At 36.6% G+C, this 14,538-nt stretch carries 11 protein-coding genes; 6 read left to right on the forward strand and 5 right to left on the reverse strand.

The genetic code is table 11. From position 1 onward, the window contains the following. Positions 1–522: 522 nt before the first annotated feature. Positions 523–1,782 carry a sugar MFS transporter gene (locus KO509_RS05120; RefSeq protein ID WP_215972205.1) on the reverse strand — a complete coding sequence of 420 codons (1,260 nt, stop codon included), beginning with the start codon at positions 1,780–1,782 and terminating at the stop codon, positions 523–525. Between the two features lie 317 nt (positions 1,783–2,099). On the opposite strand from KO509_RS05120, the gene KO509_RS05125 reads away from it, so the two are divergent. From KO509_RS05125 to KO509_RS05135, 3 genes are all read left to right on the forward strand, one after another. Beyond that, entirely contained in the window at positions 2,100–3,431 is a 1,332-nt protein-coding gene (locus KO509_RS05125) for a GH1 family beta-glucosidase (RefSeq protein ID WP_215972206.1), read from the forward strand. Between the two features lie 107 nt (positions 3,432–3,538). Continuing rightward, positions 3,539–5,065 carry an MFS transporter gene (locus tag KO509_RS05130; RefSeq protein ID WP_215972207.1) on the forward strand — a complete coding sequence of 509 codons (1,527 nt, stop codon included), beginning with the start codon at positions 3,539–3,541 and terminating at the stop codon, positions 5,063–5,065. 144 nt (positions 5,066–5,209) lie between these two features. Then, positions 5,210–6,208: a LacI family DNA-binding transcriptional regulator gene (locus KO509_RS05135; protein WP_215972208.1), complete on the forward strand. Its 999-nt coding sequence runs from the start codon at positions 5,210–5,212 to the stop codon at positions 6,206–6,208. A gap of 96 nt (positions 6,209–6,304) precedes the next feature. On the opposite strand, the gene KO509_RS05140 is transcribed toward KO509_RS05135, so the two are convergent. Together KO509_RS05140 and KO509_RS05145 are read right to left on the reverse strand one after the other, a co-directional pair. Then, a complete protein-coding gene (locus KO509_RS05140) occupies positions 6,305–6,826 on the reverse strand; it encodes an NAD(P)H-dependent oxidoreductase (RefSeq protein ID WP_215972209.1) in 522 nt (173 codons plus the stop codon). Positions 6,827–6,898: 72 nt separating this feature from the next. Further along, a complete protein-coding gene (locus KO509_RS05145; RefSeq protein ID WP_215972210.1) occupies positions 6,899–7,315 on the reverse strand; it encodes a VOC family protein in 417 nt (138 codons plus the stop codon). Between the two features lie 93 nt (positions 7,316–7,408). Here KO509_RS05145 and soxR point away from each other — a divergent pair, with 93 nt between their 5' ends. Both soxR and KO509_RS05155 read left to right on the forward strand, forming a co-directional pair. Then, positions 7,409–7,855, forward strand: coding sequence for a redox-sensitive transcriptional activator SoxR (gene soxR / locus KO509_RS05150; protein WP_215972211.1), 447 nt, complete (start codon positions 7,409–7,411; stop codon positions 7,853–7,855). Positions 7,856–7,988: 133 nt separating this feature from the next. Continuing rightward, on the forward strand, positions 7,989–8,798 hold the full coding sequence (locus tag KO509_RS05155) for a RecX family transcriptional regulator (RefSeq protein WP_215972212.1): 810 nt from the start codon (positions 7,989–7,991) through the stop codon (positions 8,796–8,798). Positions 8,799–8,819: 21 nt separating this feature from the next. Here the strand turns inward: KO509_RS05155 and KO509_RS05160 are convergent, their stop codons facing one another. Both KO509_RS05160 and KO509_RS05165 read right to left on the reverse strand, forming a co-directional pair. Next, positions 8,820–10,406: a sulfotransferase gene (locus KO509_RS05160; protein ID WP_215972213.1), complete on the reverse strand. Its 1,587-nt coding sequence runs from the start codon at positions 10,404–10,406 to the stop codon at positions 8,820–8,822. 89 nt (positions 10,407–10,495) lie between these two features. Further along, positions 10,496–12,910 (reverse strand): TonB-dependent receptor, encoded by a 2,415-nt coding sequence (locus KO509_RS05165; protein ID WP_215972214.1) that lies wholly within the window; start codon positions 12,908–12,910, stop codon positions 10,496–10,498. Between the two features lie 243 nt (positions 12,911–13,153). Here KO509_RS05165 and KO509_RS05170 point away from each other — a divergent pair, with 243 nt between their 5' ends. After that, a complete protein-coding gene (locus KO509_RS05170; RefSeq protein ID WP_215972215.1) occupies positions 13,154–14,425 on the forward strand; it encodes an amidohydrolase family protein in 1,272 nt (423 codons plus the stop codon). Positions 14,426–14,538: the final 113 nt, after the last annotated feature.

Below are 14,538 nucleotides of genomic sequence, written 5' to 3' on the forward strand. Positions count from 1 at the left end.
TTCCTTGTGCTTGCCGCTCTCACTGCAAATACAGGAATATAGAACAGAAAAAGCCTGCCTTATTCATAATGATTAAAGGTAAAATACACCATTATGTTCTAATAACTGAAGCCTTCGCTTAATCATAAGAGGCATTAACCGCATCAATATCTTTTTTATTGAGAGCAACATTAATCAAATCGATCGTCAGTTTTAACGCGATAGATAACGCAAATGGCAGTGTTGCTTTCGCCAGTTTAGTCCCATTTTTTCAAAACACTGTAAACCTATATTTAAGTACTCCATTACTCCACTTTTAATGCCAATAAGGCTTATATTATATCAACTTAGCCTTGGCAAACATCACCACAGCCCATTGATAAGTCGACATTATCTTCATTACAGCCTGCTAGCATTGAGATTACTACCAACCTCAACATAGTCATTTTAGTTCTTTATTGTGTTATTAATTTTTGCATGATGTCTTTCTCATTTAATGATGAATATTCTCACAATTGTGTATCAGAATAATGACTTGTTCAGCTATTGCTTGATCTTACTGCCAAATATTCCGTAATAAGCAATAAATAAATAACACACAATAGGCAATAAAAATGAAAGTTGCACTCCGATATTATCAGCTAACATGCCTTGAAATAGCGGAATTATCGCACCACCGACAATTGCTAAGCATAAAATACCAGAGCCTTGGCTAGTGTGTTTTCCTAACCCTTGAATAGCTAAACTAAAAATAGTTGGGAACATAATTGAATTGCATAACCCAACAAATAAAATCGAGACCATAGCAAGTGTACCAGAGGAAAAAACAGCTAAGACAATCAGAATCACTGCAACATTAGCATTGAAAAACAAGACGTTACCTGCAGAAACCTTTTGCATTACTGCCGCACCAATAAAGCGTCCTACCATAGCCCCACCCCAATAGTACGCAATATACTTTGCAGCTTGAGATTCTTCTAACCCTGCAATTGTTGGATCGGCGAAAAAGCTAACCAAAAAACTCCCAATGGAAACTTCAGCGCCAACATAAACAAAAATACCTATAGCGCCTAGCACCAAGTGACTATATTGCCATGCACTACCTTCCTTATCGGTAATGTTTATTTGCTGCTCAGCTTCCACTGATGATAAGTCTGGTAGCTTTAACCAAATGAAAATAGCAGCCAGTGTTAGTAACATCGCAGCGAGAAAAATATAAGGCATTTGAACAGACTCAGCGGAAGCTTGTGGTGAAAGAGACTCTGCCGCTTGATTTAATATTAAAAAAGCACCAAAAAAGGGTGCCACGGTAGTACCCAAAGCATTAAACGCTTGAGTCATATTTAATCGAGAGGATGCCGTTTTAGCTTCGCCTAACATGCTAACATAAGGATTAGCCGACACTTGTAATAATGTAATACCGCTAGCCAGTACAAATAAAGCCATTAAAAATATAGAATAACTGTGCATAGCTGCCGCAGGATAAAAACATAAACAACCAATAGCAGCGATCACTAATCCACCAACAATACCCTTCTGATAACCGAGCTTTTTAACGATCACTCCTGCTGGTAAAGAAACAAGAAAGTAGGCACCAAAAAAGCAAAACTGTATCAACATTGCTTGGCTATAAGTTAACGAAAAAACCCCTTTTAAATGAGGTATTAAAATATCATTTAAACAAGTAATAAAACCCCACATAAAAAAAAGCGATGTCAGAGATGTTAAGGCAAACCGATAATCGGGCTTGTGTTGCGAATTTATATTTGCCGTTGAACCTGGCGAACTTGATAGTATTGTCATAATTTCCCCTCGTAAATTTTCTTATAAGTATTATCACTAAGTAATTTAGCAGTAGCTTTAAACAATACTTAGCTGTGTTTACGTATATCAATATTTCAAAACGATACTTTCAATATCAAACTGTTAGAAACAAATAAACAGAATAATAAATAAAGTGGTTGACCTAGGTTACAGAAACCACTAACCTTAAATGTAAGCGCTTTCATTTGTTGATTAGAAACGATCTAAACTATTTTATCAAGTGTTTTAACAGCGTATTTCGTTAAGGGTGAAGACAAGTTACCCGAATAAACTTTACTATGTAGGTACAATTTACAATGACAGCTAAACTATCTCTTCCCCTCAATTCAGCAATGCTGACAAAAGATTTTATCTATGGTGTAGCAACAGCTTCATTTCAAATAGAAGGTGGTGCAGATGATCGATTACCCTGCATTTGGGATACATTTTGTAACACCCCCAACAAAGTTATTGATGGCTCTAACGGTTTAATAGCATGTGACCATTTTAATTTATGGCAACAAGACATAGCGTTAATTGAATCACTTGGCGTTGACGCATACCGTTTATCAATTTCTTGGCCAAGAGTTATGACAAAGTCAGGAGAATTAAACCCAGACGGTGTTAATTACTATTTAGCTATTCTGGATGCACTAAAAGCCAAAAACATCAAAGCTTTTGTAACGCTTTATCATTGGGATTTACCACAACACCTAGAAGATGAAGGTGGCTGGTTAAATAGAGAAACCGCTTATAAATTTAGAGATTATGTAAATCTAATTAGCCAAGCTTTTGGCGATCGTGTTTATTCTTATGCAACCCTTAACGAACCTTTTTGTAGTTCATTTTTAGGCTATGAAGTAGGTATTCACGCGCCAGGAAAAGTAGGTAAAGAGTTTGGTAGAAAGGCTGCTCATCATTTATTACTTGCTCATGGTTTAGCCATGGCTGTCTTAACAAAAAACAGTCCAAAATCCAAAAATGGCATTGTTCTTAACTTTACGCCTTGTTATCCAGAATCTGATTCGCAAGCGGATAAAGTAGCCACTGAATTTGCAGACGATTATTTTAATCAATGGTATATTAAGCCAATATACGATGGTGAATACCCTAGCATATTAGCGCAATTACCGACTGAACATCAGCCTGATATTAAAGACGGGGATATGGCTATTATTTCTCATCCAACAGACTTTTTAGGTGTTAACTTTTATACACGTGCTATATACCGTGCTGACGACAAAGAACATTTTTTTCAGATAGAGCCACCTGAACCAAGAACAGATATTGGCTGGGAAATATACCCAAAAGCCTTAAATGAGTTATTAGTTTCATTAAATGAAAAATACACCTTACCACCAATTTATATCACTGAAAATGGTGCAGCTATTGATGACAAAATAGTTGAAGGCGTAGTTAACGACACTGATCGGATAGAATATTATCAGCTTCACTTAAATGCTATTAATGACGCGATAGAGCATGGTGTAGATATAAAAGGATATTTTGCTTGGAGCTTAATGGACAATTTTGAATGGGCTGAAGGCTACTTAAAACGTTTTGGTATTGTTTATGTGGATTACGATAGCCAAGTAAGAACAATTAAAAATAGTGGTTTAGCATATAAAGCATTAATAACTTGTAGATAAACTGAAGGTTCTCGCTAGTTTCCTCAATATTACATTGTAATAACTAGCCCAACTAAAGAATAAAATGATCAATCCTGAATCCAAAAATAAAAATGATAGGTAATCAGATGACTAAACTCCCCTTTTACGAAAAAATAGGTTACGCCATGGGCGATGCCGCAGCTAACTTAGTTTGGCGTGGCGCTTTAGCCTACTTAGCCGTTTTTTATACTGATACTTTTGGCCTAACCGCAGCAGCCGCTGCCATGTTATTTTTGGTGGTACGCCTGTCTGATGGGGTAACCGACATTATTATGGGGATGATCGCAGACAGGACCACAACTCGTTGGGGGAAGTTTAGGCCTTGGATATTATGGTCAACCCCCTTATTAGCATTATTCATGGTATTAAGCTTTACCACACCGGATTTAAGTTATACAGGAAAGTTGGTTTATGCCTATATTACCTACATAGGTTTAACGCTTGCCTATACAGTAAATAACGTGCCCTATTCCGCCTTAATGGGAGTAATGACACCAAGTGATACTGAACGAACTAGCTTATCCGGTTTCCGTTTTGCGGGTGCATTTGCAGGTGGATTACTTGTAATGGGGTTTCTACCTGATTTAGTTGCTTATTTTGGTGCTGGTAATGATGCTCAAGGTTATCAATATACTATGTATCTTTTTGCCGTAATTTTAATTTTATTAATGGTGACAACATTCGCTACAACAAAAGAACGTGTAATACCCAACCTTGATAAATCTAATAACCTAAAATCTGAATTAATTGACTTAAGTAAAAACCTTCCTTTTATTATTCTACCGTTATTAGCCATGACATTATTCTTCTATTATCGAGACCTCTATAGCGGAATATTTTTCGTGATAATAATGGGTTCCATGTGGCTAATTATTAAGAAGTTACTCAATAATACCCCAGAGGATTTAAGTGGTACACAAAGAGATATGGTTGATTTATTAACCAACAAACCTTGGTTAATATTACTTGGTATGGGCTTTATAACCATGCTATTTAACGGCATTAAATATGGCACTATTGCCTACTACTTTAAATACCATGTAGGAAGTGAACTGTTAGCAGGAAAGTATTTTGTTATATTATTACTAGCCTCTATATTAGGAGCATTATCAACAAGTTATTTAGCAAAAAAATTAGGTAAACGTAAATTATTTATTGTGTCACTTATACTAAGTGGCATGCTAACAGCAGCTTTTTATTGGGTGCCTCGAGGTAACCTTACGGCTATTTTTGTGTTAGGCGGAGTTGCTGAATTTTTCGCAGCCATCATGCCAACGTTATATTTCACCATGCTAGGTGATTCAGCCGATTACTCTGAGTGGAAAAATGGACGTCGTGCGACAGGTTTAATTTATTCTGCCGGCACTTTTGTTCAAAAAACCGGTGGCGGCTTTGCTGGTGCGCTGGTGTTAGTGGTGCTTGCTGGTTATGGCTACGATGGCATGGATAAATCAACTATTGAAGCATCTTTACCAGGTATGCAATTACTGATGAGTTGGATTCCTGCTGCATTCGCATTCGCAGGTGCTGCATTAATGATGATTTACCCTCTTTCAAGTACCAACAATAAACAGATTAGTGATGATTTAACTAAAAGGCGAGCCTTAGTGTGAGCGCATGAGAACTCTCGCTAGGCTCTGTAATTATTTATTATAGAGTCATATAGATTCAACTAGTTTAAGCTTTGTTTATTATGCTAAAATCGCTTTTTTTTTGAAGCCATCATTTAATGACGGATCACATATTGTAAGGTTAACATGGCGACAATTTATGAAGTATCAAGCTTGGCAGGTGTTTCACTAGCTACGGTTTCACGTGTTATTAATAATAATACTCGCGTTAGTGACAAAACACGTAAGAAAGTTGAAGAAGCTATGTCAGAACTAGGTTACCGCCCGAATTCTATTGCTCAATCGTTAGCCTCTAACCGTACAAACAGCGTTGGTATTTTAGTTTCTGAATTGCATGGCCCCTTCTTTGGTCAGATGATGGCAGGTATTGAATCTGAACTAAGAGCGGCAGGTAAGCACGTTATTATCACCACTGGACACAGTGAAGAAGATAGAGAAAAAGAAGGCATCGACTTTTTAATCTCTCGTAATTGTGATGCGTTGATCGTCCATCTAGAAGGTTTGACTGATGAGTATATCATCAACCTTTCAAAAGGCAGTACGCCCATCTACTTCATGAGTAAAATAATCCCTGAACTAGAAGAAAATTGTATTTATCTAGATAATGAACTTGGCGGCTACCTTGCCGCTAAAGCACTTATTGATAAAGGGCATACTCAAATTGCTTACATTTCTGGTCCAAAATTTAAGCCTGATTCAAAAGACAGACTTATAGGTCATAAACGTGCTCTTTCTGAACATAACTTAGCATTCAATGACGAACTATATTTTGAAGGAGACTTCAAAGAAACGGGTGGTAAAGCCGGACTTAAACAGTTTTTAACTAAAAAACTGGCTTTCACAGCTTTAGTTTGTGCTAATGATGAAATGGCCTCAGGGGCAATGACTTATGCGCGCGAACATGGCTTTGCCTTACCGCAAGATTTATCCATTATAGGCTTTGATAATATTATCTTTTCGCGCCACATTTACCCAAAACTAACAACAATTGATAACCCTGTTTATGACATGGGACATATGGCGGCAAAATTAGTTTTAAAAAATGTTTATCAACAGAAAAACTTAACAATTAATCACTCTTTTGAACCAGCACTTATCAATCGGGATTCTATCGCTCAACTATAACATGAATAAGAAAACGTTAATATTGTGCCAATACTTACAGCATCTAAGTTTTAAAGTATTGGCACAATCAGAGTTACTTTATTTCAGACTTACCATTTAACAAGCTTCATATCTAACCAGCTTAATAAACTCAACAACATCTGCACTATATTTATCGGCAATAAAGCCATTTTGGCAATCGGCATGGATATAGCCTTGATAATCAATCCCTAAATAATCAAATGTCTTACTAAATGTAGCTAAAAAATCACAATCAGCCTCTATGCTCGCCGATGTACAAACCACATAACTGGTTTTATTACGCAACTGATGCCCAAAGTCTTTTAATTCTTCCCGCTCTAATAAATCAGTCGTTCTATCAATAAAAACTTTCATCTGCGCGCTAGCAGCGTACCAATAAATAGGTGTAGCAAAAATGATTTTTTTATACTGTAAAATGTTATTCATCACCGACATAAAATCATCATTAGCATTGTTATGCTTATAATCGTAAGGAGAAATATTTTTTTCTGAAAGATCAATTACATCAATAGCTAACTCGCCACTAATCCAATCTATTAATTTTTTAGTATTTCCATTTGATCTTGCGCTAGCAAAAACAGCAATAGTATCTGTCATCTATCGTTCCTAATGTCCGGTATCATAGTTATAAATTTATTAAGTTCAGCGTCGCTCAACGAAAGTAAAGCACTAATCATCATTATTTCGCTCTTCTGGTAAATCACTCAAATATTGAACAAATTCAATTTCATAACCATTAGAGTCTAAAAAATAAACATTTTTTCTAAACGTATTAACAGCCCCCGGTTTAGCTATTTCAAAGCCAACTTTTTTTAAACGAAGAATTACCGCCTCAAGGTTATTTGTTACAAACGAAAAATGCGCTAGCCCAACTTGATGACCACTTAAATCACGGTTTTCACCAATGCCATTATCATTCAGCGCAATGTATTGATAATCATCACCAAAATGCAGCCAATTACGCTCTATACCAGACCACTGATTAACCCCTTCACTTCTAATTTTCCAATGTGGTAACGCTGCTTGATAAAAACGCAGTGACTCTTTAATGTCGCTGACTACTAAATTTATATGTTCTAACCTCATATTTCTTACTTCCTATTTCTTAAAGATGATGCCACTATAAAACCTCAAGCTAAGTTGAGGTAAAGTGTTTTATTCATTTATTTTGGAGGCAATATGGAAGAAGCAAATTTAACGGTAGGGAAAGTCGCAAAGCGATGCGGTGTGAAAGTATCAGCACTGCACTTTTATGAAGAGAAAGGCTTAATTCACAGCTTGCGAAATCAAGGTAACCAACGTCGATATAAAAAAGAAGTGTTGCGGCGAGTTTCATTGATCAAAGCAGCACAAAAAATGGGCATAAGTTTAGCAAATATCAAACAAGCTTTATCAACTTTGCCAGATAATAGAACACCCACTGCTGATGATTGGTCGGTACTAGCCTTAAATTGGCAGCAAGAGTTGAATGATAGAATTCGTTATATGGAAAATATGAGAGACTACCTAACGGGCTGCATAGGCTGTGGTTGCTTATCTATGAAAAGTTGTCCGCTCTACAATGAAGATGACAAATTATCGGCACAAGGAACAGGTCCCGTTATATTAGATAAAAGTATTAGATAAAAACTTATCGAATACCGTTAATTAGCTATATTGGTAATTAACGATATTTACACCTAAACTTATTAGCATTTTTTTAATGCTCGTAAGCTTCTGCTAAACTGACGCTGCTAACATTAAAATTAAGATTTGACCTATGCAACGACCACCACTTCGACAAGCAAAAAATATCGACAACGTATTCAATAGTGCCTATTGGCATCTAAGCCAACAAGATTTTACTATTGCTGAAATTCGTAGCAAGTTAGAGCGAAAAACGGAAAACATTGAATGGATAGAGACTGTTATTACCCAGCTTATAGAGCGTGGCTATTTAAAAAATAACCTTGAATTTACCATACGTTATTGCGAGTCTGCATTTAACAATGAAATAGGAAAAGCTGCGGTACAACACAAATTAAAAATGCGTGGGATATCGTCAAGTGATATTGAAAAAGCAATCGAGCAAGTGGTTGAAGAACAAGATATTAATTTCAATGAAATGGCAAGTAATCGGCTACAGTCTCGCTATATAACGTTTGAAGGAACGAGCAAGGAAAAAGTTTACGCTCAAATGACAACCCGAGGCTTTTCTCGCTCACAGATAGATCAAGCGTTATCACAACACCCAGCCCAGGCAACATTACGCAGTAAAATGGCAATAAAAGCTGAAAAAGCTGAGCTTGCCACTGAAATTATGAAGTTATACCGAAAAGGCAAAGGACAAACGCTTATCCTTAATGAACTCAAGCAAAACCTTATTGATGTGAGTGAGTTTGAAGAAACCCTATACCAACTGACCCTGGCCGGAGACATCGACTTTCACCAAAGTTGTAAAGAGCAATTGGCTAAAAAGAAATACGATTTATCTGATTACAAAGACAAATCTAAGGCCTATGCTTATTTATCACGCAAAGGTTTTACTAGTGATGACATAAAAGAAGTGATGACATTAGATATCGAATAGCTCCTTTAGTTAAACTTAAAACTAACTTTTTATAACCCCTTTATTTATCAAGTACTTTTCTATTTCATCTGTATGAGGTTTAAATGCGCGCCAACGACCTATAGCTTTATTATTAAGGGGCTGGCGAACTTGTACTTTGCTTGCCGTAGAAACTGGAGCATCATTTAAATGAAAATCGATACAAGCGTGTTGCCATTCTATATCACAAAATTCCACTAAGCTTTTTATTTCTTGATCGGGGTTCGCCACTAACTCTTCATATTTTACTAGCTTAATAGTGTTATGAAGTGATTGAAAGTGCTCAACGAGTTTATGAAAACGACTGTAAAACTTGGCAGTATCGAGTAAATTTAACGAATAACTATAGTAAGGATTATTAATTGAAAATAACTGACGATAATTGCCAATACAGGTATCCATAGGATCTCGTAACAAACAAATAATTTTAGCATTTGGTAAAGCTTTGGTGATTAAGTCGATATAATAAAAGTTAAATGGTAATTTATCTATAAAGTGTTTACTTCCTCCAGTTACTACACGCGTAGATTGTAAGTAACTACTTCCTAACTGTTCGTAGTTTAGTAAGTATGCTTGGTTAAGTGTTTCTATATCGAGCACATGCGGCGAAGGCGTTTGAGTCAGCTTCTTTACACATAAACCAAAGTCTTGTAATTCACCTGCCGATTGCACATCGCTATGACTTGATAAAATTCGCTCAACAAGGGTTGTTCCTGAACGTGGCATACCTAATACAAAGATAGGTTCACATGTTGGATTACCTGTACTTTTAAGCTGTTGATTATCTTCACTCAGTTTTTTAATGTGCTCAAATAACTCATTAGAAGTATTATTATCAAATGGTGCTTGATGATGTTTTGCCATCTTTCCTTGCAGTAATGCTAAATAGGCCGAATTAAAGTCACCTATATCTTGATATTCTTTTGCAAGTGCATGACCGATATGCAGTAGAGCATCAGGACTTGATACCTGCTTTGCTATTTTTTCTAATCTTGCTATATGATTTTTATCTACATTAGCTTTCGTTAGATCAGCAAGGGCGAAGTGGCTCTGATGGTGCAAAGGATTGAGTATAATAGCCTGTTCAAATGCCCTTTCTGCTTTTGTAAATAAACCTAGGAATTTAGCGCACACGCCATAGTTATAATAAAACTGCGAATATTGTGGTTTATCGGTATCACATAGCGTTAAGGCACGCTCAAAATATTCTACAGCGTATTCATGTAACCCAACTTGAGTTAATGCTACACCTAAAGTATCAGCATCCAAAGCAAGTGTTATACTATTTAGTGGAATTCTTAATGCTGTTTTTTTAGCAAGCTCTAATTGCCCTGTAATTGCATAACACTTTGCTAATTGAGCGGTATATTCTATCCGACTATCACCAAATGATAGTGTTCTTTCTAGTAAACCAATTGCTTTTTTAATTTGTCCAACACGTAAATTAACCATCGCCATCAAAAAATATCCATCGGCAAAATCTGGTTTAAGCGTCACTAATTCAACCAGCGCTTTGTGCGCCTGTTGTATATTACCTTGATTAAGATCGCGTATCGCATTTTGATGAAGTTGTTTTAAGCGTATTTCCATATTTTTACTATGTAGAACTTACTGTTATAGGTTACAAAATAAAAAAGGCTCAAATAAATTTGAGCCTTTTTTGTTAACTTAATTATAAACTATATTTCAAATTTATAATTGAATTTAACACCAACAGTTAATGGCCTGTTTATAAAATAACCATAATTACGTTGAATTTCTGTGCCATTCGCTGTAGTGATGTCAGCATTTGAACGGCGTACCGACGTAACTGCATATTTGTTAAATAAATTATCAACATAAAAAGTAGTCGACCAATTATCAGCTGTTAACTTAGCTGAAATATTACTTAAAGCATAACCGGATAAGCTTTCGCCATTATCATGTAATCCTACTTTAGTAATGGCATCACTTTGCGCTGTTAAGCCATAGTTAATATCAAGCACTTTATCGTCAAACACTTCTGTTTGATAGTTGATACCTAATGAAAACTGATGTTCAGGAGACCCTGGAAGTCTATCGCCATCTTCAGCACCATCAGTACCGTCAGTATTAAACAGGAATGGCGCATCGGTAGTTAACTCAGCTTTAGTATAAGCATATGTTGCAAAAGCGGTAAGTGAATCACTTATTATTGCGCGACTTGAAACTTCTAATCCTTTCGCATTAGCTGAACCAGCATTTGAAATAAACGGCAATTGGCCAACCTCTGTTGCACCACTAACTTGTGCATCCTCCCAATCTACATTAAAGATGGCAGCATTAAAATGTAGTTTATTCTTCAACCACGTACTCTTGAAACCAAGTTCATAGTTTGTGGTTGTATCAGCATCATAAAGTTTGTTATCTGCTTGAACACAACCCGATTGATTTGCAGGTAAAGGGTCTGGACATACGACTATCGCGTTAGAACCACCAATGCGATAACCTTCACTGACCGTTGCATAAGCCATAACAGTATCTGTAAATTGATATTTAGCATTAAATTTTAATAAGTTTCCGTCATCTTTTGCATTATTCTCTTCAAATATTAGGCTTATATCATCTGGGCCAGCGCCACCGAATACTGTATTAAATAATGGAAAATCTACCGCCGACTCAGCCTCGATTTCATATTTATAAAATCGAGCCCCTAAAGTCACATTGAGTTTTTCTGTCACTTGGTAAGCCAACTCACCGAATATAGCCGACTCTGTTATTTCACTGTTATCTACAGAGAAATACTCAAGTTCGTCAGGACGAATTTGATCACCACCAAACTCATCAACAGCAAACTGACCAAATCCTGGAGTAAATTCCTTACTAGTGGCATCTAATTCAAGTTTGTTATAATACAAACCAACAATCCAGCTAAAATCACTTTCAGATTTTGATACTAAGCGTAACTCTTGAGTAAACGTATCTTGTTCTTCTTCTTCACGTGTAAACGCTGAAAACGCTGGAAACTCTTCATAACCATAATCTAAACGAATTAATAAATCTGTTTGATCGCGTTGACCATCCGCCTCAAAGCTTGATATACCAGTAGCAGATACTAACTCTGCAAAGCCTAAATCAGCTTTTAATTCTAAGCTAAGTAATTGATCTTCTTTCTCACGTGGCTCTTGATAACGATAAGCTGATTCATATTTCCCCACTAAACCACTTAATCCGTTATCTGCACTCAGTGAATTGTAATGAACAATTGAACGACCTTCACTGTCTTGATTTTGGTAAAAATAGTTTAATGTACCTTCAAATACATCACTTGGCTTCCATCGCACAGAAATACGTGCAGATGTAGTCGTTTCACCATTAGCATCTGTTGCTTGTGTTAAATTATCATTAACAGCTTCGCTATCAGTCCAATCAGGATCCGGTAGAGATACACCTGGTTCACTCAACACATAGTTGTAGTCAATAAAACCGGGATCTTCATATATATTTAAACTTGCACGAACAGCAAGTTCGTCATCAATCAGCGGCATGTTAAAAATAAAACCGCCTTCACCACCTAAAGAATCACTCTCTTTATTTTGGAATAAATCACCGTATATCTCACCAGACGTATAATCAAGTTCAGGGGCTTTTAAAATATAACGAATCGCGCCACCTAAAGTACCGGCTCCATATAATGTACCTTGTGGCCCAATAAGCACTTCAACGCGTTCAACATCAACTAAACGCATATCAATGGCAACAGGTATTTCATTAATATAGGTTGCAACGGTACCACCATCTGAATCAGGTCCTGATGAATTAGTATTTAAACCGCGTACTATAATAGGAGATCCTGAACGACCACCTTGGTCTGTAATGTTTAAACCCGGAACCCAACGAGCAACATCAGCTAATTCGCTGATATTTTGATTAGCCAATAGGTCACCATCAAGCGCAGTAATATTTAGAGGAGCTTCTTGTACACTGCCACTTCTTCGTGTCGCGCTTACTTGAATTATTTCTAATGATTTATCTTCTACAACTGTTTTTTCTTGTGCAAAAACAGTGCTTGGAATCAGTATTGTTCCAGATAATACCCCTGAAACAGCCAACGCCAATGTGCTCGGTTTAAACATTAAATCATTCCTCAGATCTTCGACTTTATTAAAGATATTGAGTCTACCGATTAATGTTCCGTTTAAAAAGGCAATATAAATGAATTAAATTTACCTGATAGGTTAATTATATTCTTCTATCCTATTCTATTGATATTTAAGAACAATAAATAAACCACCTTCCTTTATCCAACATTTACATAGCTATAGATATAGTGCTTTGCTACATTTAAACGAATAAAATTGCCCTATAAGAAAAAATTTATGAAAAAAACATTATTATCAACTTCCCTTGCATTATTGTGTATTACTAGCTTACAAACACATGCCGTTACTTACATTACAGCAAAAGCCATGCTTGACGTGCAAAACGGTAAACTCATCACATCTCCTCTAGTAACGATTGATAATGGAAAAATCATAGCCGTTGAACGCAATAAAAAACCTTCGATTAAAGAAAGTGATGAATATATTCAATTACCTGAACTTACGTTAATCCCTGGCTTAATGGATATGCACGTACATTTAACCAGTGATCCTACTGTATCTCGAAGTGAACGCTTAGGACAGTCTGTCCCTCGCATGGCAATTAAAGCATCTTACTTTGCCAAGAAAACATTAGAGGCTGGTTTTACCACTGTTCGAAATGTCGGAGCTGCAGGCTATAGCGTAATAGCAGTACGTGATGGAATTAACGCAGGAGATATTGTTGGTCCACGCATTTGGGCTGCTGGTCCATCACTTGGTATAACAGGCGGACATTGTGATAATAATCGCTTACCTCCAGAGCTAAAACATACAGCTGAAGGTGTTGCAGATGGTCCTTGGAATGTGCGTATTAAAGTACGTGAAAACATTAAGTACGGTGCTAATGCCATTAAATTTTGTGCAACCGGTGGTGTATTCTCAAAAGGAACAAAAGTCGGTGTACAACAATATTCACTAGCTGAAATGACAGCAATTGTGGAAGAAGCTCATATGCGTGACCTACCCGTTGCTGCACATGCTCATGGCACAAGTGGAATAAAAGCCGCAATAAAAGCGGGTGTAGATAGTGTAGAACACGTTAGCTTTTTAGATGATGAAGCAATTACACTCGCTTTAAAACATGGCACCTGGTTTTCTATGGATATTTATAATACTGAGTACACCCTCACCTATGGTGAGCAAAATGGGGTTGACGAAGAGAACTTAAATAAAGAACGTCAGGTATCTAAAAAGCAGCGCGATAGTTTTAGTCGTGCGGTAAAAGCAGGTGTAAAAATGGTGTTTGGTACTGATGCGGCTATTTACCCTCACGGCGATAACGCAAAGCAGTTTTCTCGCATGGTTAAATTTGGTATGACTGAGTTACAAGCTATTCAAGCGGCTACCATTAACAGTGCTAGATTATTAAAAATGGATAAAGAGCTAGGGCAAATTAAAAAGGGATTCGCGAGTGATATAATTGCTGTTAAAGGTAACCCTTTAGAAGACATTAGTACTTTAGAAAATATACCTTTTGTGATGAAAGCAGGTGTTGTTTATAAACAATAAGCGCATATCAGAGCAAGCAAGATAACAAAAAGCCCAAATACTACTATTTGGGCTTTAGAACATCAGGGTGATGCGTAGAGTAAATTGTCTAATTCAAGGCGCTTAATTGCGAC

Source organism: Colwellia sp. C2M11 (genome assembly GCF_018860915.1).
Classification (GTDB): Bacteria; Pseudomonadota; Gammaproteobacteria; order Enterobacterales; family Alteromonadaceae; genus Colwellia.